Genomic DNA, 23,863 nt, shown 5'->3' on the forward strand with positions numbered 1-23,863 from the left:
TAAAAGAATATTTATATTGAAAGAGATGAATTTGTTATGTTAAACAAACAGGGTTTCTATGATCTTTTAGATCGCAATAATATCGTTTACGAAAGTATTGAACATCCCGCAGTATACACGATGGAGGAAATATTCTCTTATCAGATTCCGCATACAGAACGTATCGTTAAAAATCTGTTTCTGCGTGATGACAAGAAGCGCAATTATTATCTGGTGACGATTGCTGGGACGAAGTCCGTTGATTTGAGAAGTTTAAGCGAAAAGATACCTAGCCGCAAATTAAGTTTTGCCAGTGAAAAGGATTTGTTGGAATTCCTCGGATTGGAAAAGGGCCATGTAAATCCAATGGGGGTTTTCAATAATATACAGAAAAACGTGACGGTAGTTTTTGACAAGGATCTAGTCGGTCAGAAAATCGGAATTCATCCGATGGAAAATACAGCAACGGTATTCCTTGGATTTCAAGATGTGAAGGAACTGATTATAGCTCAGGGTAGCAGTGTTGTCATGTGTGACGTGGAATAAAACGGTTGAAGCTAAATACGAGAAAAACAAATATAAAAAGGGTTCCTGCCAGTCTGTGGATACAGAGTTGGCGGGAACCTTTTTGTTATGGTTCAAACAGTTTATTTAGGCTGAAAATGTAGGTGACTAAAGTGAAATCTAACGAACTCAGTAGACGCTATTAGGAGAAATTTCCCTAAATCCAGTTTCTAAAGAATCTCAGACACGTTATTTCTGCATTTCACACACACATTCCAAGGTTTTCGGCCTTTTTCTCGGGAATAGCGTTGCTCAGATTCTTTAGATTGGGAAACCGGAAGTATTCGTTCAAATAAGTGCTGTAAGGTTCGTTAGCGCAAGATAACGTCTTATAAGGGCGATGCTGCCACGTAAGGATTGGATCTAATATAGAATAAAAAGTGGACACCTGTTGATGTATTTTTTACTCTTCACTACCGTTTTCTTTGGCCCAGATATTCAGCAATTTATCGGATGGAAGCAAGAACGTGAAGATCCCGAGCAGGGGCAGGAAGCTGCACATCTGCATTACGGGTGATACACCGAAAACATCAATCCAATTGCCCAGCACGAGTGCACCCAGGCCTCCCATACCAAATGCCAGACCAGTAATTAGACCGGAAACTGTTCCGATTTTGCCTGGAATCAGCATTTGTGCGTACACAACCGTAACCGAGAAGCTGGATAACATAATAAAACCAATAATGGTAAGCAGTACACCTGTCCAGAACAGATTCGCATAGGGCAGCAACAGAGCCAGTGGAGCAGCTCCAGCCATGGACAGGAAGATCAGGTTACGTTTGCCGAATCGATCTGCCAGTGGGCCTCCGAAGAACGTACCAAGTGCTCCAGCAGCCAGGAACAAGAAGATATAGATCTGTGCGTCCTCTGTGGACAATCCAAAAGTATCTTTCAGATTAAATGCATAGAAGCTGCCGATGGAAGCGATATACCAGGAACGAACAAAGACAAGCAAGATTAATAACGTAATGGCGGCAGTAATCTTTTTGCGCAAAGCAGGATTGGGTGCACGACGAGCAGCAGCCTGTCTACGCAGATATCCTCCCGATTGCAGCATACGTCCATACCAACGGGCGATGTAGATCTGAACTGCAATTCCCATGGCAGCAATGCCTGTAAATCCAATGGCACCGAACAGTCCAAACGGGATAAAGATCCAGCGTGTGAGCAATGGGGCAAGGGATTGCCCAGCGTTACCACCAACCTGGAAGATGGACTGTGCCAGTCCACGGCGTTGCCCGGCAGCCATGTGTGATACACGCGAACCTTCCGGATGGAAAGCGGCGGAACCCAGACCCACAAAGATAACGGAGATCAGGACAGCCATATAACTGTCAGCGAAGGCCAACAGCAACATGCCGGTAAATGTAAAACCCATGCCAATGGGCAGGATGGATGGTGTCGGTTTTTTATCAGCAAACCAGCCTACGACAGGCTGCATAATGGAAGCGGTAAAGTTGATAGCAAATGAGATCCATCCGATTTGAGTATACGTGAGATGCATAGAGTCTTTCAGAATCGGAAAAATGGCGGGAATGACCGACTGGATTGAATCATTGAACAGATGAACCAGACTGATTGCAATGAGTATCCGGTATACGGTGCTTTGGGCATCCAATCCGGGTGGGTTTTTCGAACGCGCTGTGGCGTCCTTTGTTAATGAGGTTTGTGTAGACATGTACAATTCTCCTTTGGTCGCGGTCACGAGGGATCAGCGCCTGATGTTGTATTCTATGCGTGTAAGCATATTGTTACATAATAGGATAGATTGATTGGACCGACAAGGGGAACAAAGGAAAACGTTGATGAATTCAACTCTATTTCTGAGGTGTTTATTTATAGCATTACATTTACAAAAGAAACGTATTACTTTAGCATCTAATGTAAGAAAATCCATATTTGTGTGTAAAAAGGATAGAGGAGGGATGGATATGAAATCCTTATCACCTTATGAATCCGCCAAACGCGAGCTGGTAATGACCATTTTATATATGGCTGTCATAACGTTTCAGGCTATCTATGTTGCACCGAAATCTCTATCTGCTGCTATCGTCATCTTTATCATTTTTCAATCGATTGGTGTTTTGATGTTGAGACATTACGTCAAAAAAGTCAGAGAACTAAAGGACGATCAAGCCACTTGAACGTCAGTTGAATCGAGGATTTAGAAGAAAGCTGAACTTCGTATAAAAATCGTATAAACTGTAAAAAAACAAAAGCCGAACTTCTTCAGATGGAAGAGTTCGGCTTTTGCTTTTATTTTCGGAATCCATTAACGATTATCAATCGTCTCCGGATACATATCATGATTCATCATGCGGTGCTCGGCCATCTGCTCGTACTTCGTTCCTGGCTTACCATAGTTCGTATACGGGTCAATGGAAATGCCGCCGCGCGGTGTGAATTTGCCCCATACTTCAATGTAGCGCGGGTCCATCAGCTTGATCAGGTCGTTCATGATGATATTCACACAATCCTCGTGAAAATCACCATGGTTGCGGAAGCTGAACAGGTACAGCTTAAGTGATTTACTCTCGACCATTTTGATATCAGGAATGTAACTGATATAGATCGTCGCAAAGTCCGGCTGACCCGTAATCGGGCACAGGCTGGTGAACTCTGGGCAGTTGAATTTTACAAAATAATCGCGGTACGGATGTTTGTTATCAAAGCTCTCCAGGATGCCCGGATCATATTCAAACGTATATTTAACGTTCTGGTTGCCCAGCAACGTCACATCTTGCATCTCATCAGGTTGTCTCATCGGTTATTAAACGCTCCTTGTTTCCGCCAAAGCCCAAAGCCTCGCGGTATATATGAATAGGCCATTTGCCTGTTTAATTCTCTTCATTGTCTGAGGACCTTTCGCCCTCATCCTTACATCATGCCGCCCATTCCACCCACACTGCCCATCAGACGCCGCGTTTGTTGCCCCATACCAACGTATGAAGCTGTGGTAGCACACGAACGTTGTTCAGGTCATCGGAGGCACTGACTTGGTCGATCAGCCACTCATAACGAGCAAGCAATGAGGACGCCAGATCTGGCGTATCGGCGGAAGTCACATCCGGGTTCCCGGTTTGTAAAAATAAATCCGTGCCCGGATACCGCGCATGCACACGGCGGGCATAGTCCAAGTCTGTCTCATCGAAGATCACGATCTTCAGACTATAGCTTCTTTCTACCGAGCCAGCGGCCAGCCGTTCGATCAGATCATCCAGCACGGCCCAATCGGTGTCCATGCCGGAGCTGGGTGGCTTGGGCGAGACAGTGACTTCGTCAATGTCCGCCAGCCAAGGCTGCCAGCGGGAGCCCTGCGTCTCCACCGCAGTGCGGATGCCGTTCTCCCGCAGCAGGGCAACCAACCCGCCCAGCGAAGCGAGCAGGGCGGGATTACCGCCAGAGATGGTGACATGGGAGAAACGCGTGCCGCCAACGCGGCGCAATTCTTCCCATACATCCTCTGGCGTAATCATCCGAATCTGGTCCTTGCCACTGCCGTCCCAGGTAAAGGCCGAGTCGCACCAAGAGCAGCGATAATCGCAGCCCGCGGTGCGAACAAACATCGTTTTTTGCCCGATGACCATGCCTTCGCCTTGAACCGTCGGACCAAAAATCTCCATCACAGGGATACGCGCCTCTTGGTTGCGTTCGCGCGACTGTCTCTGTTCTACAATACTACTCATCAATCATCCACTCCCGTCTCGCTTCCGCGTAACTGGTGGGTGTCTCGAAGAGTCGGACAAACTCCGTCCGCCCACCATCGGTCAGCCCGGCATAGGGCTCCGTCTGGAGCGCATGTTCCATCTGTTCGAACAGCCAAACGACCATATTTTCAGCTGTTGTATTCATTAAAGGAAGTGTCTCGTTGAGGTACTGATGATCCAGATAGCCCTCAATCTGAGTTTTCCATATATCTTTGATATGTCCAAAATCAACTGTCAGCCCGGTTTCACCCGGATAACCGCTGATGCCAAAAATAACTTTATACGTATGACCGTGCAGGTTTTTGCACTTGCCTTCATAACAATGCAGGTGATGTGCTGCGTCAAAGGTGAATTCTTTGCTTACAAGCACACGTTTGCGGTGATAGCGCAGCTGGGTGGGTAGAATATCTTCTCCGATGCGTTGCAGATGCTCTACAATACGGAATGTTCCAGGTTCTCTCATCGTACATCCACTCCCGCCGATTCAGCAGCAGCACGTTGCTGTACATAACGATCCAGTCCGGCTTTGCGCAGTTTGCAGGCAGGGCATTCTCCGCATCCATCGCCGATCACGCCGTTATAACAGGTTAGGGTACGCTCGCGGATATAATCAAAGGCACCGAGATCATCGGCCATCTTCCACGTCTGGGCTTTGTCCAGCCACATGAGTGGGGTATGAATGACAAAAGGATAGTCCATCGACAGGTTAAGCGTCACATTCATCGATTTTACAAATGAATCCCGGCAATCCGGGTATCCGCTGAAATCCGTCTCGCATACACCTGTAACCAGGTGACGTGCTCCTTTTTGCTTTGCCATAATGGCCGCAAAACTGAGGAACAGCAGATTTCGTCCATCTACAAATGTGCTCGGCAGTTCGCCTTGTTCATGTGTAATCTCCACATCCGTGCGAGTAAGCGCATTGGGGGCAAGCTGATTTAACAGACTCATATCTAGTACCGTTTGCTGTACCCCCAGATCACGAGCGATCTCGGCTGCACATTCAATCTCCAACTTGTGGCGCTGACCGTAATCAAACGTAACAACCTCGACTTCGGCAAACTGCTGTTTGGCCCAGAACAGACACGTGGTACTATCCTGACCACCGCTGAATACAACGACTGCTTTTTCTTCGTTCAACATAAAAAAACCTCTCTATCTTCTTGAGATCAAACCATGCACATAGGCATAGAGTGTCGGAAGAACAGAGAAGTTCATGAACTGGCATCCATCAAAAAACACACCTTCTCGATAACCGCTTCAAAAAAGCAGGTAAGAGTAAGTGTCCTTAGTTTTTTACGTACATGATTGCATGGTGACCGCAATGTGTACGCAAGACTTATACTGACCATCAGATGTTCAAGTCTTATAGAGGGAGTTCGCGAACCTCTCCCATGCCACAGGCATGGATTTTCTTCTTCAATTGTCTGAACCATTATAACATGAAACCGCGTGGTGACCACCCCACTGGAGCATAGTGGCAGCTAATCGGTCGGCTCCATCAACTAACAGCTTATTTGATCAGTTTATTTGATCAATACATTGCCAAAAGGAATCACTTCTTTCAAAATTCGTTTGAACAGTCCCTCATCGTTAAGATCCTGTTCCAAGCGGTGATTCTCACGTCCAGCCTGAAAGAGTACAGATCCATGTCCTGTCATCTTCCAATGATAATTCATATGCTGACTGGCAAGGTTGTTACCATATACGGTGAGTTCCAGATGTGCATTTTCGGGATAGGCAATAATGCTGCCAGCATCCACATAGAGCGGCGCTGTTGGGTGAAGTTCCTGTTGGCAGACCTGGCCTTGAGTAAGCAATCCGATTTTGCCTTTGCCGGAAAATTTCATTTTCACTGCATCACGGGTGATCAGCATGTTTTTGATTTTCTGAATTTTGGTATGCATGGTTACACCATCAGAGTAGAAGAACAGGTGGCGGAAGTCATAGAGCAGATCACTGTCCTCCGTGAGCTCCACTTCCTTCATCGTGAATCCGGGAGGCAGGGCAGCCACAAATTGGCAAGGTCCGGTGATTTCGGATTTAATCAGCTTTTTTTTGCGATATATGCCCGTGATATTCATGAATTTATCATTGCGACTCCCACTTGGACCGCGGAAGGCCACAATTTGCTGCGGATGCAAAATATGAAGGCGGTCATCTTTAATGAGTGAAAATGTGACGACTTGTCCTGCTCCGCCTGCTTCAGCATTGTTCAGGTGTATGTTCATGCAGTTGCTCCTGTTCTTTTATACTCGGCCCGAACGGCGACGCATTCCCCAGCGCATCACACGAATCAGAACAAAGTAACCCAATATGAGAGAAACGACAGTGATGATCGTCGTCTGAATTCGTTTGGTGGTAGCTGCTTTGGCATTCTGGTCGTCCTGTAATTTACTTACCATTTCAGTGAGTTTCTGGTTCTGAGCCAGCAGTTGTTCGTTCTGGGTCTTAAATGCTTCGACATTGGCCTGGGCTTGTCCCAACTGAGCGGACGTTTGATTTAGTTGCTCCATCGTTTGCTTATAACTTTCCTGCAGAGCGTTCACTTCTCCGGGAAGTTCGGAGACTCGCTCCCATCCGCTGTATATATCCGTAAAAATATTGGCACTGGCTGCACTTACTGTTGAAGCGATCGAAACGGTAAATAGAATGCATGTGGTGAATAACACCCGAATGAAATAACCCTGAATGGATTTTGGCATCGTTAACACCTCTTTCTTCGGTTAGATAGATCAATCGCCGAATTCGTCGTCTATTGTTGAAATACGGCTCTTACATTATACGTCAAAACCGGGACGATGGGTTCAAGATGATATCGTTTTATTACCCGAAATATTTAAAATTATTTAGGAACAGGGCTGTTTAACTTACAAATCTGTGGGGTAATAGAACGATAGGCAAGCACACCGGACCGTTTTACAGATCTTTTACTTCAGTTCCGGGTGCATGCTATTCACAAATGCGCAATTTAATGAACGATACCAATATATCCGATTGAATATAAGATCGTGAACATGAAGGAGTAGAAACATATGTACACAACAGATCAGAACACATCAACCAAAACAATCATGATCACTGTGAATGGAGAGCCAGTAGGGCGTAAGCTGGTCATTGACAGTGTCACCTATGCACCGGTAAACGAAGCAGATGGTGTACAATATTTACACAAAATGGGAATCGATCATCCTACTGTTTAATTTGGGACTTGTCATAGATAAGTGATTGATAAGCTTGGCCTAGTGCCAGGCTTTTTCGTCGTTTATTGTCGTATTGAGACGGATTTAGGGATATAAAACTAATATATTGGAAAAATTTAATGAGAACATGTGTTCCGTGACAATATAGTGTCCATTCACCCTGATAACTTAGAAGATAATACATATAAATCGGGGGAGAGACTACCAGTGAACTCAGTCTTTGAAGTATCTTATTCGTGGAATAAAGAGGCCATACCGACAGGGGGAGCCGACCCCGTATATATGATGGTAGAGTGGCGTAACGGTGCCCCTGCCAAAAGACTTAGGAAAATAGCACCCAAAATTGTATCAAGAGATTTGGAACTTTTGCTCAAACCGGAATATGGAGTGCAGCTAAAAGGCATCTATGGATGTCGTTCCAAAGAAACGGATATTGGCTGGTTATTGAGGCTTGGGGATATGTACAAGGGAGAAAGTAAACAAATTTTGCTTGAATTCGTCATGGGACCCCGTGTATCAGGAAAAGCTGCCGTATGTTCAGCCTACTGGAGCACAAGGAAGTTGAAGCAAAGTCAACGTGTATTGTTACGAAGAGAACAGTTGTATATTCAGTACACCAGTCATCTGGGCATGTTGCGCCAACCGGAAGATCCCAAGGTGGAGAAGACGATCAAATTAAGTGAAACCGTGCCCCTGATCAAACAAGCCCTGCGCGCCTACGAAAGAGGCCGGGTTCAGGAGGGAAGTAATATGTTGCGTCGCCATGCTGATGCGTTGTTAATTGAAGCTGCGCGGAAGCAAGATCTGGACTATTACGCAGAAGCCGAGATCGTTGAAAAGCTGCGTTATCACTACGGGATCACCTTTACAACAGGATATCATGATCGTGAAAAAAAGATATTAGGGGAATAGGGTTGATTTCAGATGGTAACGGTATAGAGAGAGTCTACATATTTGAAGGTGAAGTTTAGGAGAAGGTCGAATGTATGTATCAATATCATATTAAACAATGGATGGAGTTGTATCAAATTTATTGAAACAACATCGTGGAGGGTCCGGCAAAATGACAGACCGACTAATCCGATTAATGCGCATTATCACACTGGTGCAGGCCAAGCCGGGCATACTGGCACGTGAGCTCGCCCAGCGATGCGAGACGACGGAAAGGACGATATACCGCGACATGGAGGCCCTCAGTGCAATGCATATCCCGATCGCCAATATGGGACACGGACAAGGGTACATGTTTATCAGCCAATTTGCCATGTATCCGCTAAATTGGTCTGATGAAGAAGCTCAAGCTTTCATGCATCTTGCTGAAGTTATGGAGAATATTCGTCCTTTGCTGAAACCTGCTTTTGAGAGCGCTTATGAGAAAGTGGTTGCTTCGAGTCAGAAAAACAAAACAGAACGAGTGGAATGGTCGGAGCAAATTAGTGGATTGTTCAAAGCGGGATTGCCCGCATGGCAAAATGAAAACAACGATTCGCAGAATCAATCCATGATTACCCTGCTTCAGGCTGGCATTTCACAGAACACCATTGAAGGGGAGTATCTGTCTCAAGGTAAAAAAGGGATCGTACGTATAGATCCTTACTGTCTTATCCCTCGTGAATACAGATTTGAGCTGTTAGGGTATTGTCACCTGTCGGAGAAACTTCGAATATTTCAGGTGAGCCGGCTGCAAAAGATACGGATATTGCCACGCACGTTTCGCAAAGAGGATTATCTGATGCAATCACACTTCCGCATTCCTTGGGCATACGAGGGAAGTACGGAGTGGACTGCGTTCAAAATTCGATTTGCACCCCATGCTGTGGAGCGTGTGATGCAGGAGCAATTTTTTATGCGACCCATCCTAACCATTGAACCGGAAGGTAGCCTGTTATTTGAAGCCATATTAAGTGATGTTGACGAATTTCTCGTATGGATATCTAAATATGGACCTGATGCGGAAATTCTCGAACCTGAGATCTGCCGCATCAAGATGAAAGAACGCCTAAACTATTGGCAACAAATGTACAATAAAAGTTGAGATTAGAATGCCATCCATCCTAAGCCAAGACACGATTAAGTACTGTGCTGTGGACGGTTACTCTTTGGTTTTGAAAAGGCTTGCCAGATTGCCAAATGGAGATTCTTTTTCTTCATCTTCTGTGGAGCTGGAATAGACAACCTTGGAAGTAATGCCCTCATCATCGGCTGCACAGTTGTTTTCCAGAGTGAAACGGTCAAATTGATGCATAAACACCTTGGCTGTATTGATGGCATCATCCAAAGCACGGTGCTGGGTACCATCAAATTCAATTCCGCAGATTTCAAGAGCCTGAGCGAGTCCGAGTTGACGGAACTTACCTTCTTTACGAACGGTGCGGGACCATTGTTGCTGGAGGTCGTTATGATTGGTGATCCAGGCCACATCAAGTTGATGGGTGCGACAATGAGAGATCAGTTTGCTGCGGTCATCGGGTCCCCAGGAACACATGTAATAGGGGTCACTTCCCATCCAGGCAATGAATTGGTTTAATGCTGCCGGAAAAAGAGGGGCTGCATCAATATCTTTCTGTGTGATACCTGTAAACTGAATCGTGTCAGTGGACAGAACAGACTTATTGGAAGGACGAACATACGTATGGAACGTACCCGTTACGACCAATCCATCCGCACTTTCCGTAACTTTGACGGCACCGATATCAATAATTTCAGAAGAATAGCGAGTATTGCGGCTTACTGTGAATTCAAGATCATATATGATATATGGCATAGGACAAGCTCCTTTATCAATTAATACCTGTGATAGATTTCTATTTCTCTATATTACAGGGAACGTGCTGCCATGTCAGCCATCGCTAGAGAATTCATTGTAGTCAGGATGAACGGACAGTCTGAGTGTTTAATGATCTTTCTGATACATTTCCGGTTTTGGTAAGTCTTTACTTCACAAAAAGTGGTCGTTATAATGAGGAAAGTTAGGGACTTTCCTATATTTTGTTTGTATCTATGGCAACATAAAAGTAGAACTTTCCGTCTTATTATCAAAACTTCCTAACACCGTTTGAAGTGTTGGGGAGTTTTTTATTATTTATGGCATACTCATGTAGGAAAGGAGAAAAAGTTAGTCGGTTGTTGGTATAACATAGGAAAACTACTTCACGAGTTAGTATTATTGAATTTAAAGTACATATGGAGGTTTGTTTCTTTGATTAGTAGAAAATTGAAAATAACAGCAATTACAGCTAGTGTGTTTATTGTTTTAATGAGCGCTGCATATGGTGCATTCTATATTTGGAACAAGAATTATAAATTTAATAATAATTATGTATGGCAGCCTTTGGAGGACGTGCAATCTACACTAAACCTGAAAGATTCCTATAACGTTATTGTAGCTGGAACGGATCCGGAAGGTATTACCGCTGCCTTATCAGCTGCTCGTAATGGGATGCGTGTATTGCTGGTGGAAGCAAGAGATCGCAACATGTTGGGAGGATTGTTGACCGAGGGAGGCCTTAATACGCTGGATCTAAATTATTCCCCTGAACAACCGCAGTTATTGAGTAGTTTACGGCAGCCTGACTTTTTGAACAAAGGCATTTTCCAGGAATGGTTTGACCAGATCGAGGGTAGTTCATTTGATACCAATACAGCGGCTAACATTTTCTATCGGATGGTTCGTTCTGAACCTAATATTGACCTGTTGATGAATGCTAAGGAATTAGTTCCACTTACTGAACAATCTACGGGAGATCACACGACAATAACGGGTATGAGTATAACTAAAGAAGATGGAACAACTGTTCAGATCTCAACCCGCTCCATCATTGATGCAACGCAAGATGCGGATATTGCAGCCGCTGCAGGAGTTCCATACTCCATAGGTAGACAAGATATTGGAGATGGTAAATCCAAAATGGTCTCTACGCTTGTATTCAAGCTAAGCGGTGTTACTGATGAGGTATGGCAAAAGTTTAGGGAAAGAGAGGGAACCGGGGTTGATAAGATGAGTGCTTGGGGGTACGGTGATGCTAGAAAATATGAATCCTCCAATCCACAATATATTAAGATTCGCAGTCTGAATATCGGAAGACAAAATGATGATACAATCTTGATTAATACGATGCAAATCTTTGGGGTAGATCCGTTAGATCCGATATCTGTGAAAAAAGGTCTGGAAATCGGGCGTAAGGAAGCCCCGCTAATTGTTGATTTTCTGAAGAAAAATTATGATGAATTTGCAGGGCTACAATATGCTGGAACAGCGAACGAACTTTATGTGAGGGAGTCACGTCATATCTATGGCGAGTACCGATTAACATTAGCTGATGTCATGGAAAATCGTGATCATTGGGATGCCATTGGATACGGTTCATACGATATTGATATTCAGAGCACGAGTGTTGGAAATCCCGGCACGATTATGTTGAGTCCAATTCAATATGGTGTACCCTTTCGCTCGCTCGTACCGCTAAAGGTTGATGGTTTGCTCGTCGTTGGACGTGCAGCAAGTTATGATACAATCCCACACGGTAGTGCAAGAGTTGTCCCACTGGGAATGGCAGAGGGAGAAGCAGCAGGGGCAGCGGTCAAGCTGGCATATATCCATAAGGAGTCCTTCCGCGAACTCTCAACTTCAGAAGAGCGAGCATCTGAACTACGTACGATGCTGGAGAATCAGGGTATGGATCTGAAAGTACATCGTTTCGAGCAGCCTGATTACATGGAGCATAAGGATTACAAGGGATTATTGGCTGCAGCGAGTATGTATATGACTTCAGGCAATTATAATAACGATGGTTGGGAACTGGATAAAGGAATGAATCCAGAACGATTTTTAAGTAAATTGAAAAGAATGCAAGCGATGTTTCCAGAAGCCTACACAGGCAGTGCCGACCAAGCTCTAGCAAATATGGAGAATGCCTTAACCCTACCTTTAACGTTGGATCAGGCTGCGTATATGTTATGTCTGGCAATGGGATCTTCAGAAACTGAAACTTCACTTGAACAGGCACTTGCTCAATTGCAAACACAAAACTTTATAAGTGATGACACGCTTGCTGGCATTGCTGACAAGAACAATCTTACCAATGGGGATGCGTTTATGCTCATTCGTGATGTAGTGGAGTATTATTCTGGAGTTGTATTCGACTAATTGGTTGACAATTACTTGTAAATGAACTAATGTGGTCAAAAATGATAACAGCGTTATAACGAGGACATGATTGTGCAAGCCAGCTTCAACAGAGAGGGGACAGTGTGGTGCAAGGTTCCTGTAGCTGCTTCATAAATTCCTACCTCGCGAGCTGCGGAAGAGAATGCCCATACAGGGTTGCAACCTCCGCCGGCAGGGCCCGTTATGCCCCGTAGGACTGCATGTTACAGATCGCATAGGTTGCGAACGGATTAATTTGCAGTTAAATAAGGGTGGTACCACGACACATTCGTCCCTTGACGGATGTGTCTTTTTGCTGTTTATGCGCCGTATTTGATAACAAAAAGGAAGATTAGGAGTGTGTTATGATGCGTCAAAGTGAAATGCTTGTCCCAACATTACGTGAAGCGCCAGCGGAGGCAGATGCGGCGGGACATCGCTGGTTACTGCGTTCCGGTATGATTCGCCAACTTGCTGCGGGAATTTACAGTTACCTGCCCCTTGGACGGCGTATATTGTTAAATGTTGAACGGATCGTTCGTGAAGAGATGGATCGTGCGGGATGTCAGGAAGTGTTGCTGCCAATTATGCAGCCTGCGGAGTTGTGGGAAGAATCCGGAAGATACACACAGTATGGTCCCGAATTGATGCGTCTGAAGGATCGTCATGCACGGGAATTTGCTCTTGGACCAACACATGAGGAAGTCGTAACCGCTTTAGCGCGGGACGAGGTGAGTTCGTATCGTAAGCTGCCATTCACCCTGTACCAGATCGGAACCAAGTTCCGGGATGAACGCCGTCCTCGATTTGGATTGCTGCGTGGACGTGAGTTCATCATGAAGGATGCGTACTCTTTTGCTTCGGACTGGGAAGAGCTTGATCGGACTTATCAGGCGATGAACACGGCTTATAGTCGCATTCTGGAGCGTTGTGGTTTGGACTATATCCGTGTTGAGGCGGACGCAGGAACGATTGGCGGTCAAGGGGAAACACACGAGTTCATGGCTCTTGCTGATGTGGGTGAGGACACGATTGTAACCTGCAAACATTGTGGATATGCTGCGAATCTGGAGAAAGCGGATTATCAGACTTCTGGAGATATTGAGAAAAAAGAAGGAAGCTTGGAAGTTCCAGCCGACTTTGCGAGTTCAGACTCCATTCAAACGGATGAACATTCAGGAGCGGAAAATGTAGTACGCATCTCCACACCTGGCGTTCGTACGATCGCAGAGTTAAGTTCCTTTGTGGGCGAAGGGGCTGAACATATGATCAAAACGCTGCTTTATGTGGCGGATGGTCAGCTCGTCGCTGCGCTTGTGCGTGGAGATCATGAATTGAATGACATCGCTTTAAAGCAGGTGTTGGGGGCAGAGGAACTCATCCTTGCAGACGATGCAGCCATTGCGGCACATCCAAATCTGAAGGTAGGATTCCTGGGTCCGATTGGACTAAATCTGCCGATGGTAGTGGACGCTGACGTGGCAGTGATGAAGAGTGCAATTACAGGAGCCAATGAAGTGGATGTGCATGTTTCCGGCGTACGCCCAGGCATTGATTTTGCATTGGAGCGAGTAGAACGAATTCGCTTTGCTGCTCAAGGGGATGCTTGTCCAACATGTGGATCACCGCTTGTGTTTACCAAAGGTATTGAGGTTGGACACATTTTCAAACTGGGAACAAAATATAGTGATGCCATGGGCGCTTCATTCCTGGATCGTAATGGTCGCCAGTGTGCGCCCGTCATGGGGTGTTACGGCATTGGCGTATCCCGCCTGATGGCCGCAATAGCTGAGCAGTATGCAGGAGATGATGGCATAAGATGGCCTGCCGCTGTTGCGCCTTATGATGTGCATCTGATTACAGTAAGTTGGAAGGATGAGCAGCAGCGTCAGCTCACCCTCGAACTGGAACAACAATTAATCGATGGCGGTTTCACCGTATTGGTTGATGACCGGGATGAACGTCCGGGTGTGAAATTCAAGGATGCAGAGCTGATCGGATTGCCTGTGCAGATCGTTATTGGCCGAGGAGCAGCAGAAGGACAGGTTGAACTGGGATCACACGCACTTGCAGCATCAGGTGAATCGAAACGAATCGCTTTGACCGCACAGGAGGCTGTGCTTTATGTGAAGGAACAACTCACTTCCTAAATTCAGGGGATTTTCTAATTATATGAGTTCATATAATAGTACCGAATATGATGCGGTAGATGATTTTGATTGCTGAAATTCCAATGAGAGCATGAAAAAGAGGGCTATAGGCATGCAATTTGGTAGGATTTTATGAGTGATATCATACGAAATAACTATATTTGGACATATGTATTTAGTATACAAATGATTTTATGATTAAGGATTTGAAGATGATTATACGCAGGTGGATTTATGTGCAAGTATGCAATGTTGAGAAGACAGAGATGTCGAAATTAAATGTACAATAAGCGCATGAATACGGTAATTCCGGAGAGTTTTTATATAGTTCGGTGTCGAAGGCACATGATAAAGTTGGTCCGTTATGGCCAAGCTGGGATTTATTTTTGCCTCAGATGATTGTCAGGATCAGCAGGATATGTCCACAGGAAATGTTCAAGTATCTGATGTGGATTGATGTTTAAGAACGGAGATACAAAAGGGTGTCCTCTTAACCAGTAATCTGGCCTGAGGGACACCCTTTTTGTTGTGACAAGATAGATTCGTAATGTTGTTGCACCATATAAGCAATCATGCCTATATGCACTTTGCTTTGCTGAGCTTAAGAAGCTGCAGGCAATTTCAATTGTTGACCTGGATAAATCCAGTGTGGATTTTTGATATTGTTCAGCTTTTGCAATGCCTGCCAAGTTGTGCCGTATTGTTTGGAGATAGAGTACAGGGAATCTCCGGATTTCACAACATGCAGTTTGGCTGGAGCTGGTTTGCTTGGTGTTGGTTTAGACGGTTTTTCCGGTTTTGGTGTTTCTGGTTTTGGCTTGGTTGGAGCTGGTGTTTCTGTTGCAGGAGTTTCCGGCTCTACTGCAGGTTTTACCGCTTCACTGATCCGACCATCTGTTTTGATGTCTACAGCGCCAAGCTTCTGCATGTAATTGATCAATGCTTCGTCCAGCGCGCCATACATACCCGTAGTTGGATATTTGGCAAACATGGTGTATTCGTCACCACCAACAGCTGTGAAATCATTGGTTGCCAGTGTATACGTTGCTTCCGGATCAAGGGCTTTATCACCCACGGTTACGGAATGTACACGGTTACCTTCTGCAGCGGAAGTGTCGATTTTGAACTTGATACCAGATACTTGCGGGAATCCACCGCTTGGTTCGGGGTAGGAACCTACACCGACTTCAAGGGCAGCCAGAATATCGGACCCTTTCACTTCAAGGGTTACCACTTGATTACCAAAAGGAAGCACTGTGATGATATCACCTTTGGTTACAATACCTTTTTCGATGGAAGCACGGATACCACCACCGTTAGTCAATGCGATATCGGCTTTGCTGACATCACGAATGGCATCTGCAAGCAGGTCACCCAGATTAGTTTCTCCTGCACGTACCTGTTCACGTTTACCATCCAGCAGAATAGCTGTATTGGCTACTTCTTCTTTCAAAATAGGTTCTTGTTCTTTTTGAATGGAGTTCACGAGAGTCGCGACTTTCTCATTCGGTTTGATGTCTTTTGCTTCAGTTTCATCAATTAATGTTGCTTGTTTTTTCGTTACTTTACCACCGTCTACCCACAGATCGATGACACCTACGTAGTTAGTGTATTCTCCTGCACTTGCAATCAATGTTCCATTATCGGATACAAGGCCATCTTGCAGTACAGTGTGGCTGTGACCATCGATGAATACATCGATGCCAGGAACTTCTTTAACAACTTTAAAGCTAGTATCCGTGCTGGACGCATCTTGACCAAGGTGTCCCAATACCACAACAACATCTACTTTACTGCGGATCTCGTTCACCAGAACTTTGGCTTCTGCAGATGGATCTGTAATATCAAGACCTTCTACATTTTTTGGATTTGTTTTGTACAACGTTTCCGGTGTAGTCAAAGCGATGATACCAATTTTCACGCCATCCACCTCTTTAATGAGGTAAGGATCGAAGAGACGTGTTCCGTCTTTTTTCTTCACATTGGCACTCAGCATGGGGAAGTTCATCATGTCTGCCAGTTCGATCAGACGATCCGAACCGTAGTTGAATTCGTGGTTACCCGGTACGATGGCTTGGTATCCCATTTCATTCATGACTTTCACGATGCTCTCACCATTCACAAGAGTGGCAAATGTTGTACCATGCACAGCATCTCCAGCATCGAGCAAGAGTGTGTTAGGGTTTTCGCTACGATATTTGTCAGCGATTCCAGCTACTTTGGCAAAACCCATAGCAGGTGAAGATTCAACTGCACGGGCATGCGTATCATTCGTATGTAGAATGGTAATGTGTTTACCTGTGCCCGGAGTGGTATCCGTTGCAGCTGAGGCAATACCTACACTGCCAAACAGCAAACAGACCGTTAGCAGAAGTGAAACGTAATTCTTCCAGATTTTCATATGAATCCGAAACCTCCCCAAATAATAATCTACTTGAGCGTTTACATAGCTCACGTAGTATTTTAACAGACTATTATTAGGAAATCTCGCGAATTACGTAAAAATACGTAACCTGAAAGTGACATGTAAATCTGCTGTTGGAAAATATAATCTTCTGAAAGAACGTATGTTCTTAAAGTGTGTAAAAAAAATGCTGCGCTTCACGCGGCAGTCCGGTACGTAAACAAAATTTCTCCAAAGATTCATCGGGTTCAGGCATCACTCCTGAGGTTAGCAATTGAATGGCAAAACGATTGGCCTGTCTTTCCAGCTTGCCTGGAGCAAAATAGGAATGTTCCTCCAGAAAGAATCGATTAATCCCTTTATGAAGCCGGTCGTGTCCAAGCTCATGGGCGCACACGAACCGTTGCCATTCCGGCGGCAAATCATTGTGTATGACGATAAACCTGCGCCGGAGCTTGCGAAAGTAGAGTCCCTTGGTGGACTTCCCCAAATTGGTGAAACGAATCTGTATTCCAACCGCGCGGGCAATGCTGAAAGGGCAGTTGGTCCGGTGTTTTCGAATCAGCTTTGTTACGATGTCATCCATATGATCTCACCTGCTGCCTCATTAAATTCAGTGGGTCATGCCTCATGGGCGATTGTCCGATTCGTCTGTCTTTTTGCGTTTGTTCATCTGTTTGGCTTCCCAGAACAGACCTGTCAGTACATCCTTGATTCGTTTCTTGTCCTCTTCATCGAGTGGAATGCCGTCAAACATCAGATCATCATCGTCCTCCAGCATCTTTTTGAAATCACGACGGTCTTTGTATGTAGCCCATTCCGGCACGTCCTGAAGTTCAGCAGCACTCCCTGGTTCAATATAACCGGCTTGCTTCATCATCTCTGTATAGGGCACCGAGAGTGCATCTGAAATCTTGCGGATGGTCGCTGGTTTCGGCACACCCCGGACCCCATTCTCAATACGTGAAATCTGTGAGTTGCTTATTCCGGCTGCTTCGGCGAGCTGATTGATGCTGTATCCCTGTTGCTCGCGCAGTTGTTTCATATAAGGACCAAAAGCGTGCTCCACAATTATGCCAACTCCTTCGATTCGTACAAGTGCTTGAGTTATAAATTAAGAGAGCTCGTGCTGCACAGATCACTCCGATGACAGAACAACCTTCCGATCGCTGTTATCCCCGAATTTCCTGAATGTATATCTTCATAGGTGGAATTTCGGTGATAAAGGCGAACGCTTCGCTTCTTCAGGTTCTTTCTGTCCTCTCCGTTAACGTGCATATCTAATCCACATCTTAACTTATAAAAATCAAATGACTTATACGGAAGTTCATTAATTAAACAGTACTATAACGTATATATACCATTAGGTAAAGAGATATGAAACAATTATGCCAAAAGGCATAGGAAATGAGAGCGAAGGTTTTATTTTATCGTCAAAACGAACCAAAATGAAGGTTTACTCCGATCTCCAGAAAGTGGTATCCTCAAATAGAAATACGAACACTATACGAACAAAATGTAAAGTTGAGGCAGAGCGTGTGTTTTGTAATCACCTTCTGAAAAGTTGAATTCCCCGGATTATAGCAGTTTGGAGTGATTCCAAAAGGCAACAGGGGGAAATTAAAAAAATGTCGTTACTTTTTTGGAAAACTGGACAACTCTATGAATAAGAGCGTTTTGCCATCGTGCAAAGAACGATTGCAAAACAACATGACGTGAACGATAGAGTGAGTGATATGAAGAATACTAAAGGAGGAAGATAAATATGGAATTGATGCTGCCCGAATTGGACCGACGCAAAACGCAAACAGCTGTTGAAGCTGCACTGGAAAAATACCGAATCTATAAAACCATAGCATTTGAAGAACGAGAGGTTATGGTGACGGCAAGTTATGCCGAGCGTTTCCACGGTGCAACCAATGTGACGGGTGATTCCACGGCGAGAACGGCGATCTACAATGTGGACGTGCAGCGCGCACGTCAGGCATACTGCGATACGATTGATTTTGTTGTATCCCGGCTGAGTGAAAAGGAACGTGTACTCGTCTGTGAACGATATCTGAAAGACGATGATGTGTTTGACTATAAAGTGTATAACCATGTGTTTGATCCGCCTGTCAGCAAGGATACGTATACGAAGATTCGTACACGTGCTTTCTACAAAATGGCGCTGGCTCTGTCAGATCGAGGTCTGATTAATATGGAGCCTTTGTCTGTGTCCCGCAAAGAGCGACAGAAGCTGGGCTGAGTGAGCGATTGAAGAAGTTGATCCTTTAATATCCAGGGTGGATTGGTTACAATAGTTGAACAAACCACAGTTGGCACAGCCAAAGGAGAGAAGTCTGCGATGTCGGAAGAAGTCGGAATGCAGGAAATGATCACGTTGAAGACAATCGCGGAAACGCTCAATACGTCCAATGATCTGAACTTAATGCTGGATACCGTGGTCGGCAAATTACTGGAGTTGACCGGATTAACGGCAGGCTGGATGTTTCTGATTAATGAACGTGGAGACTATACCTGTGTTTCGGATTACAATCTGCCCCCGGCATTACTGCGTAAAGATAAAGAGCCCATGCGAACGGGTACCTGCTGGTGTGTGAACCGCTTTAAGGATGGTCAACTCAATCATGCGGTCAACATCATTAACTGTAAACGGCTGGAGGATGCCGTTGAATTCCAATGGGGAGATACCCATGATATTACCCACCATGCAACCGTCCCGTTAAGATCAGGTGAGAAGATGCTCGGCCTGCTCAACGTGGCTGCGCCAGCCAAGGAACATTTCAGCGACAGTGAACTGGCACTGTTACAGGGCGTGGCATACCAGATTGGTAGTGCGATAGAACGGATGAGATTGTATCGTGCGGAGCAGCGACGGGCTGATCTGTATGCCAAGCTGGGGGAGTTCAGCACGGCCTTGGGTCTTGCAGTGAACGAATGCAGCAATTCTGATACTTTTTCTTTAAAAGTTGTACAGCTGCTTGGGCAGCATTATGATTGGCCTTTTGCTACAATTATTCAGCAGAAAAACGGAATGTTCGTTTTGCAGGCAGCCTATGCAGATGATAAGGTTCGAACGTTATCAAGTACTCCGTTATCTTCAGAAGTGACGAGCCACATTAACCATATAATCAATAGTCATCGTGTAACATCTTTGTCTGGGACAGAGATCGCTGAGATATTTACCTTGTGCAAGCCTGACGAGACTATGAATTCCATTGCCTCGGGAATTGCTGCTCCCCTTCCATACCATACGCCAGGGGAAACGGGGATTCTGGTGATCGGAATAGGAACATCAGGTCCTGCGCAGGCGGACCGTGAAGTGCTGGAGGCAGTGGCTGAACATATTGCTGCCTCATGGGAGAGTCTGAAGCTGGCGGAGAATCGCCGCGAACTGGCACGACTCGAAGAGAGGAACCGGTTGGCTCGCGATCTGCATGATTCGGTTAATCAGATTTTATTTTCACTGTCGTTAACGGCTAAAGGCGCGGAAAGTATGTTATCCGGCTCCGAGCAGCTGCACCCGGCAGCGGAAGCGATGAAGGATATTCGGGCTTTGTCTCAGGAGGCTCTCAAGGAAATGCGCGCATTGATTATGCAGCTCCGTCCCGCGGGACTGGAAGCAGGGCTGCTCCATGCGCTACAGGAATACGGCACCAGCCAGGGGCTTCAAGTGGTGATGAATCGGACGGGAACGCGGTCTTTACCGCGTAATATAGAAGAAGCATTGTGGCGAATCGGACAGGAAGCGCTGAATAATGTACGGAAACACGCTGATGTTTCTTCTGCTGAGGTCACCCTCAAGTTAAGTGATCATGAAGTGGTGTTCACCGTCACAGATCAGGGAAAAGGTGGTGCGAACAGGCCAAAAGTGTCGTCTGGAAGCTCGCTTGGCCTGTCCATTATGAAGGAACGGGCCCAATCGCTCGGGGGCAGCTTAGAAATAGTGAGTTCTCCCCGCAAGGGAACAACAGTAACGGCAGTCATTCCACTTCCGTTCGAATCTGTATAAAGTCAGGGGGAAGAAGAGATGCCGATTACGATATTGCTCGCAGATGATCATGCGATGGTGAGACGAGGGCTGCACGTTTTTTTGACCACACAGCAAGACATGGAAGTTGTTGGTGAAGCATCGAACGGGCAGGAAGCTCTGGCGCAGGCGGAATTGTTAAAACCTGACGTGGTATTAATGGATCTGCATATGCCGGTCATGGACGGAATCGAAACAGCCAGACGGCTGCGTGCATTAATGCCAGGAACGCGAATTATTGTGCTCACATCGTTTTCGGATCAGGATCATGTCGTTCCTGCTGTGCGCGCAGGGGTGAAAGGATATCTACTCAAGGATATTGAACCGGAGGATCTGGCTGTGGCCATTCGCAATGTGCATGCAGGTCAGGTAGAATTGCATCCCGCCGCAGCAGGTCAATTGATGCATGTGATGGCTTCATCCGATTGGTCTATAAATGAACAGCAACCACAGCATATACCGACAGATCAGTCAGCAGACAGTCAAATTCAAGAGCTGAAGCAGGTTGGAAAATCAAATGATACATCCTTTGGTGGTCCGGATATGCTTACTCGCCGTGAACAAGAGGTATTGGGGCTGATTGCTCAAGGATTGAGCAACAAGGAAATTGCAGTTCAATTGGTCATCACCGAAAAAACGGTCAAAACACATGTCAGTCATCTGCTCGACAAACTGGGACTGGCGGATCGGACACAAGCGGCTCTTCATGCCGTAAGAAATGGCTGGGTCGTGTGACCAATTCCGACATATGTTCATACTTAAGTCGTATAAACTCAACCTAAAGGTTGAGTTTTTTGGTATTTCAAGTTAAGTCTATCTGCTGACGATTTGGATGCAAAAGAAAGGTAAGATAAGAGTAGAAATAACAGATCGGTTGAAACATGAGAGTTTAAATTATTAAAAAACCAAGGAGAGTGACATGAATGAATATTGTTATTTTGGCAGGCAGCAATCGGAACAATGCAACCAGTACACGTCTGGGAGAGTATGCTGTGGAGATTATTCGCGGTCAGGGACATCAGGCCAGCCTGTTTGATCTGTATCAGACACCACTTCCATTCTATGCACCAGATGAAAAGCAGGCGGATCATGAACATCTGGCAGACCTGAACACACGTATGCTCGCGGCAGATGCCATCATCCTGTCTACACCAGAGTATCACGGCAGTATTAGCGGTGTGCTCAAAAATGCACTGGATCACCTGAGTCAGGCTCATTTCAGCGGCAAGCCCGTCCTGTCCATCAGCTCCTCTGGTGGAGCGGTGGGGGTAAGTTCGCTTTTACAACTACAAGCGATTGTTCGCAATCTGCATGGCATCAATGCCCAGGAGTGGATTTCCATTGGTGGTGCGCAGCGTAGACGATTCGAAGCAACATTTGACGGATACGAAGAGTACGAAGGTAGTCAGGATATAGAGGACCGGGTGCAGCGGGTTATTGGATCGTTTTTAAGTCTGGCCCTGACGTTAACGAATGCGCGGAATTCAATCATGAGTTGAGGACAAACGAAGATGAAATTGGGAAAAGGAAAAGAGGTTAAGCATTATGATTACAGGCATATTTGAAACACATCTAAACGTGACGGATCTGGAGAGATCCCATCATTTCTATGAAACGGTCCTGGGTTTACCTCATGCCTACGGGCAGAAAGAACGTGGAAACTCCTTCTACTGGATTGGTGGAAAAGGCAATGCCATGCTTGGATTGTGGCAAAAGGAACCTTCCGAGGTGAAACGTCAGCACTTTGCTTTTCATGTATCTCTGGAGGATATGAAACATGCAGTGGCTCACTTGGAGAACAAAGGAATCAAGACAAGCAACTTCCTGGATGATGATATCGGTGAACTGTACGTCTTCGGCTGGATGCCTGCGGTATCTGTGTATTTTACCGATCCGGATGGTCATTCGCTTGAATTCATCGCCATGCTACCGGATGAAGCGAAGCCTGAGCTAGGCATGGTGCCGTGGAGTCAGTGGGAGGAGATGCAGGAGAAGACCGTATGATGATCGAAGAATTACAGTTATATACAACACGGCTGGAGGACCTCAAGCATTTTTATCGCGATACGTTGGGAATGAAAGTGTCCAATGCGACAGATCAGGCCTTCAACCTGCAGGTAGGAAGGACAAAGATGATTTTCAAACCGTGTGAAACAGATCATGAGCCCTTTTATCATGTGGCCTGGTTGATTCCAACGAATCGGTTCAAGGAAGCAAAGCAGTGGGCTGCATCTTGTGTTGTTTTAAGTAGGGAAGAACATCGGGATGAGACATACTCTACTAATTGGGACTCTCATTCTCTCTATTTTGAAGATCCGGCAGGCAATATTATCGAGCTGATTGCTCATCATCGTATTCAGAACGAGAGTGACCATGACTTCTCGACTCAAGATATATTACAGGTGTGTGAAGTTGGACTGGTGACGGAGGATGTTCTATCTACGGTGAATGAGCTTCAGCAGATTGGACTCACGCGCTGGGGTGAGGTTAGTGATACCTTTGCTCCTGTAGGAGATGTACATGGTTTATTTATTGTGGTGAAGAAGGATCGGACGTGGTTTTTCTCCAAGCAAAAAGCAGAGATCTATCCCCTGGAAGTATCCATCCGTGGCGTGGGCAAGCTTCGAATTGGCTAAACTTTGCATTCCGGGGTAAAACGGGCATATGTGGAGCATTT

The 23,863-nt window shown here is 45.6% G+C and carries 24 protein-coding genes; 13 read left to right on the forward strand and 11 right to left on the reverse strand.

The annotated features are described in order from the left end of the window. The first annotated feature begins 36 nt into the window (after positions 1-36). The gene (locus tag QNO02_RS05965; protein WP_289391428.1) at positions 37-525 is read left to right on the forward strand and encodes a prolyl-tRNA synthetase associated domain-containing protein; all 489 of its coding nucleotides are present in this window, start codon (positions 37-39) and stop codon (positions 523-525) included. 421 nt (positions 526-946) lie between these two features. Here the strand turns inward: QNO02_RS05965 and QNO02_RS05970 are convergent, their stop codons facing one another. Further along, on the reverse strand, positions 947-2,221 hold the full coding sequence (locus QNO02_RS05970) for an MFS transporter (RefSeq protein WP_076319042.1): 1,275 nt from the start codon (positions 2,219-2,221) through the stop codon (positions 947-949). Between the two features lie 253 nt (positions 2,222-2,474). On the opposite strand from QNO02_RS05970, the gene QNO02_RS05975 reads away from it, so the two are divergent. Next, a complete protein-coding gene (locus QNO02_RS05975; RefSeq protein ID WP_289391429.1) occupies positions 2,475-2,687 on the forward strand; it encodes a hypothetical protein in 213 nt (70 codons plus the stop codon). 128 nt (positions 2,688-2,815) lie between these two features. Here the strand turns inward: QNO02_RS05975 and queF are convergent, their stop codons facing one another. From queF to QNO02_RS06005, 6 genes are all read right to left on the reverse strand, one after another. After that, on the reverse strand, positions 2,816-3,307 hold the full coding sequence (gene queF / locus QNO02_RS05980; protein ID WP_076209554.1) for a preQ(1) synthase: 492 nt from the start codon (positions 3,305-3,307) through the stop codon (positions 2,816-2,818). A gap of 148 nt (positions 3,308-3,455) precedes the next feature. Next, positions 3,456-4,229: a 7-carboxy-7-deazaguanine synthase QueE gene (gene queE / locus QNO02_RS05985; RefSeq protein WP_289391430.1), complete on the reverse strand. Its 774-nt coding sequence runs from the start codon at positions 4,227-4,229 to the stop codon at positions 3,456-3,458. Next, entirely contained in the window at positions 4,222-4,713 is a 492-nt protein-coding gene (queD, locus tag QNO02_RS05990; RefSeq protein ID WP_036611465.1) for a 6-carboxytetrahydropterin synthase QueD, read from the reverse strand. Before queD ends, queE begins: the two co-directional genes overlap by 8 nt. Then, positions 4,710-5,390 (reverse strand): 7-cyano-7-deazaguanine synthase QueC, encoded by a 681-nt coding sequence (gene queC / locus QNO02_RS05995; RefSeq protein WP_289392694.1) that lies wholly within the window; start codon positions 5,388-5,390, stop codon positions 4,710-4,712. Before queC ends, queD begins: the two co-directional genes overlap by 4 nt. Positions 5,391-5,776: 386 nt before the next feature. Continuing rightward, a complete protein-coding gene (locus QNO02_RS06000; RefSeq protein ID WP_036668803.1) occupies positions 5,777-6,481 on the reverse strand; it encodes an AIM24 family protein in 705 nt (234 codons plus the stop codon). Between the two features lie 18 nt (positions 6,482-6,499). Continuing rightward, on the reverse strand, positions 6,500-6,955 hold the full coding sequence (locus tag QNO02_RS06005) for a hypothetical protein (protein WP_036611459.1): 456 nt from the start codon (positions 6,953-6,955) through the stop codon (positions 6,500-6,502). A 330-nt stretch (positions 6,956-7,285) separates the two neighbouring features. Between QNO02_RS06005 and QNO02_RS06010 the strand changes: the two genes are divergently transcribed. From QNO02_RS06010 to QNO02_RS06020, 3 genes are all read left to right on the forward strand, one after another. Next, entirely contained in the window at positions 7,286-7,453 is a 168-nt protein-coding gene (locus QNO02_RS06010; protein ID WP_017690196.1) for a hypothetical protein, read from the forward strand. 207 nt (positions 7,454-7,660) lie between these two features. After that, positions 7,661-8,365: a hypothetical protein gene (locus QNO02_RS06015; protein ID WP_091033957.1), complete on the forward strand. Its 705-nt coding sequence runs from the start codon at positions 7,661-7,663 to the stop codon at positions 8,363-8,365. Between the two features lie 151 nt (positions 8,366-8,516). Continuing rightward, on the forward strand, positions 8,517-9,488 hold the full coding sequence (locus QNO02_RS06020) for a helix-turn-helix transcriptional regulator (protein WP_165980359.1): 972 nt from the start codon (positions 8,517-8,519) through the stop codon (positions 9,486-9,488). A 57-nt stretch (positions 9,489-9,545) separates the two neighbouring features. On the opposite strand, the gene QNO02_RS06025 is transcribed toward QNO02_RS06020, so the two are convergent. Next, positions 9,546-10,217 carry a 3'-5' exonuclease gene (locus QNO02_RS06025; protein WP_289391433.1) on the reverse strand — a complete coding sequence of 224 codons (672 nt, stop codon included), beginning with the start codon at positions 10,215-10,217 and terminating at the stop codon, positions 9,546-9,548. Positions 10,218-10,652: 435 nt separating this feature from the next. Between QNO02_RS06025 and QNO02_RS06030 the strand changes: the two genes are divergently transcribed. Then, complete coding sequence (locus QNO02_RS06030) at positions 10,653-12,599, forward strand: FAD-dependent oxidoreductase (protein ID WP_289391434.1); 1,947 nt, start codon at positions 10,653-10,655, stop codon at positions 12,597-12,599. A 368-nt stretch (positions 12,600-12,967) separates the two neighbouring features. Then, a complete protein-coding gene (locus QNO02_RS06035) occupies positions 12,968-14,749 on the forward strand; it encodes a proline--tRNA ligase (protein WP_289392695.1) in 1,782 nt (593 codons plus the stop codon). Positions 14,750-15,350: 601 nt separating this feature from the next. On the opposite strand, the gene QNO02_RS06040 is transcribed toward QNO02_RS06035, so the two are convergent. The 3 genes from QNO02_RS06040 to QNO02_RS06050 all read right to left on the reverse strand — a co-directional run bounded on the left by QNO02_RS06040 (position 15,351) and on the right by QNO02_RS06050 (position 18,225). Continuing rightward, on the reverse strand, positions 15,351-17,150 hold the full coding sequence (locus QNO02_RS06040; protein WP_289391435.1) for a 5'-nucleotidase C-terminal domain-containing protein: 1,800 nt from the start codon (positions 17,148-17,150) through the stop codon (positions 15,351-15,353). A gap of 172 nt (positions 17,151-17,322) precedes the next feature. Further along, positions 17,323-17,739 (reverse strand): ImmA/IrrE family metallo-endopeptidase, encoded by a 417-nt coding sequence (locus tag QNO02_RS06045; RefSeq protein WP_017690190.1) that lies wholly within the window; start codon positions 17,737-17,739, stop codon positions 17,323-17,325. A 42-nt stretch (positions 17,740-17,781) separates the two neighbouring features. After that, positions 17,782-18,225 carry a helix-turn-helix domain-containing protein gene (locus tag QNO02_RS06050; RefSeq protein ID WP_082219000.1) on the reverse strand — a complete coding sequence of 148 codons (444 nt, stop codon included), beginning with the start codon at positions 18,223-18,225 and terminating at the stop codon, positions 17,782-17,784. Positions 18,226-18,918: 693 nt separating this feature from the next. Here QNO02_RS06050 and QNO02_RS06055 point away from each other — a divergent pair. The 6 genes from QNO02_RS06055 to QNO02_RS06080 all read left to right on the forward strand — a co-directional run bounded on the left by QNO02_RS06055 (position 18,919) and on the right by QNO02_RS06080 (position 23,822). Further along, entirely contained in the window at positions 18,919-19,401 is a 483-nt protein-coding gene (locus tag QNO02_RS06055; protein WP_017690187.1) for an ArpU family phage packaging/lysis transcriptional regulator, read from the forward strand. A gap of 99 nt (positions 19,402-19,500) precedes the next feature. Continuing rightward, a complete protein-coding gene (locus QNO02_RS06060; RefSeq protein WP_289391436.1) occupies positions 19,501-21,168 on the forward strand; it encodes a GAF domain-containing sensor histidine kinase in 1,668 nt (555 codons plus the stop codon). 18 nt (positions 21,169-21,186) lie between these two features. Then, positions 21,187-21,921, forward strand: a complete 735-nt coding sequence (locus tag QNO02_RS06065) for a response regulator (RefSeq protein ID WP_289391437.1) — start codon at positions 21,187-21,189, stop codon at positions 21,919-21,921. Between the two features lie 188 nt (positions 21,922-22,109). Beyond that, complete coding sequence (locus QNO02_RS06070) at positions 22,110-22,685, forward strand: NADPH-dependent FMN reductase (RefSeq protein ID WP_289391438.1); 576 nt, start codon at positions 22,110-22,112, stop codon at positions 22,683-22,685. Between the two features lie 46 nt (positions 22,686-22,731). Further along, positions 22,732-23,190 carry a VOC family protein gene (locus QNO02_RS06075; RefSeq protein WP_249911575.1) on the forward strand — a complete coding sequence of 153 codons (459 nt, stop codon included), beginning with the start codon at positions 22,732-22,734 and terminating at the stop codon, positions 23,188-23,190. Beyond that, complete coding sequence (locus QNO02_RS06080) at positions 23,187-23,822, forward strand: VOC family protein (RefSeq protein WP_289391439.1); 636 nt, start codon at positions 23,187-23,189, stop codon at positions 23,820-23,822. Before QNO02_RS06075 ends, QNO02_RS06080 begins: the two co-directional genes overlap by 4 nt. The last annotated feature ends 41 nt before the right edge of the window (positions 23,823-23,863 follow it).

The organism is Paenibacillus sp. PK1-4R (genome assembly GCF_030369595.1).
Lineage (GTDB): Bacteria > Bacillota > Bacilli > Paenibacillales > Paenibacillaceae > Paenibacillus.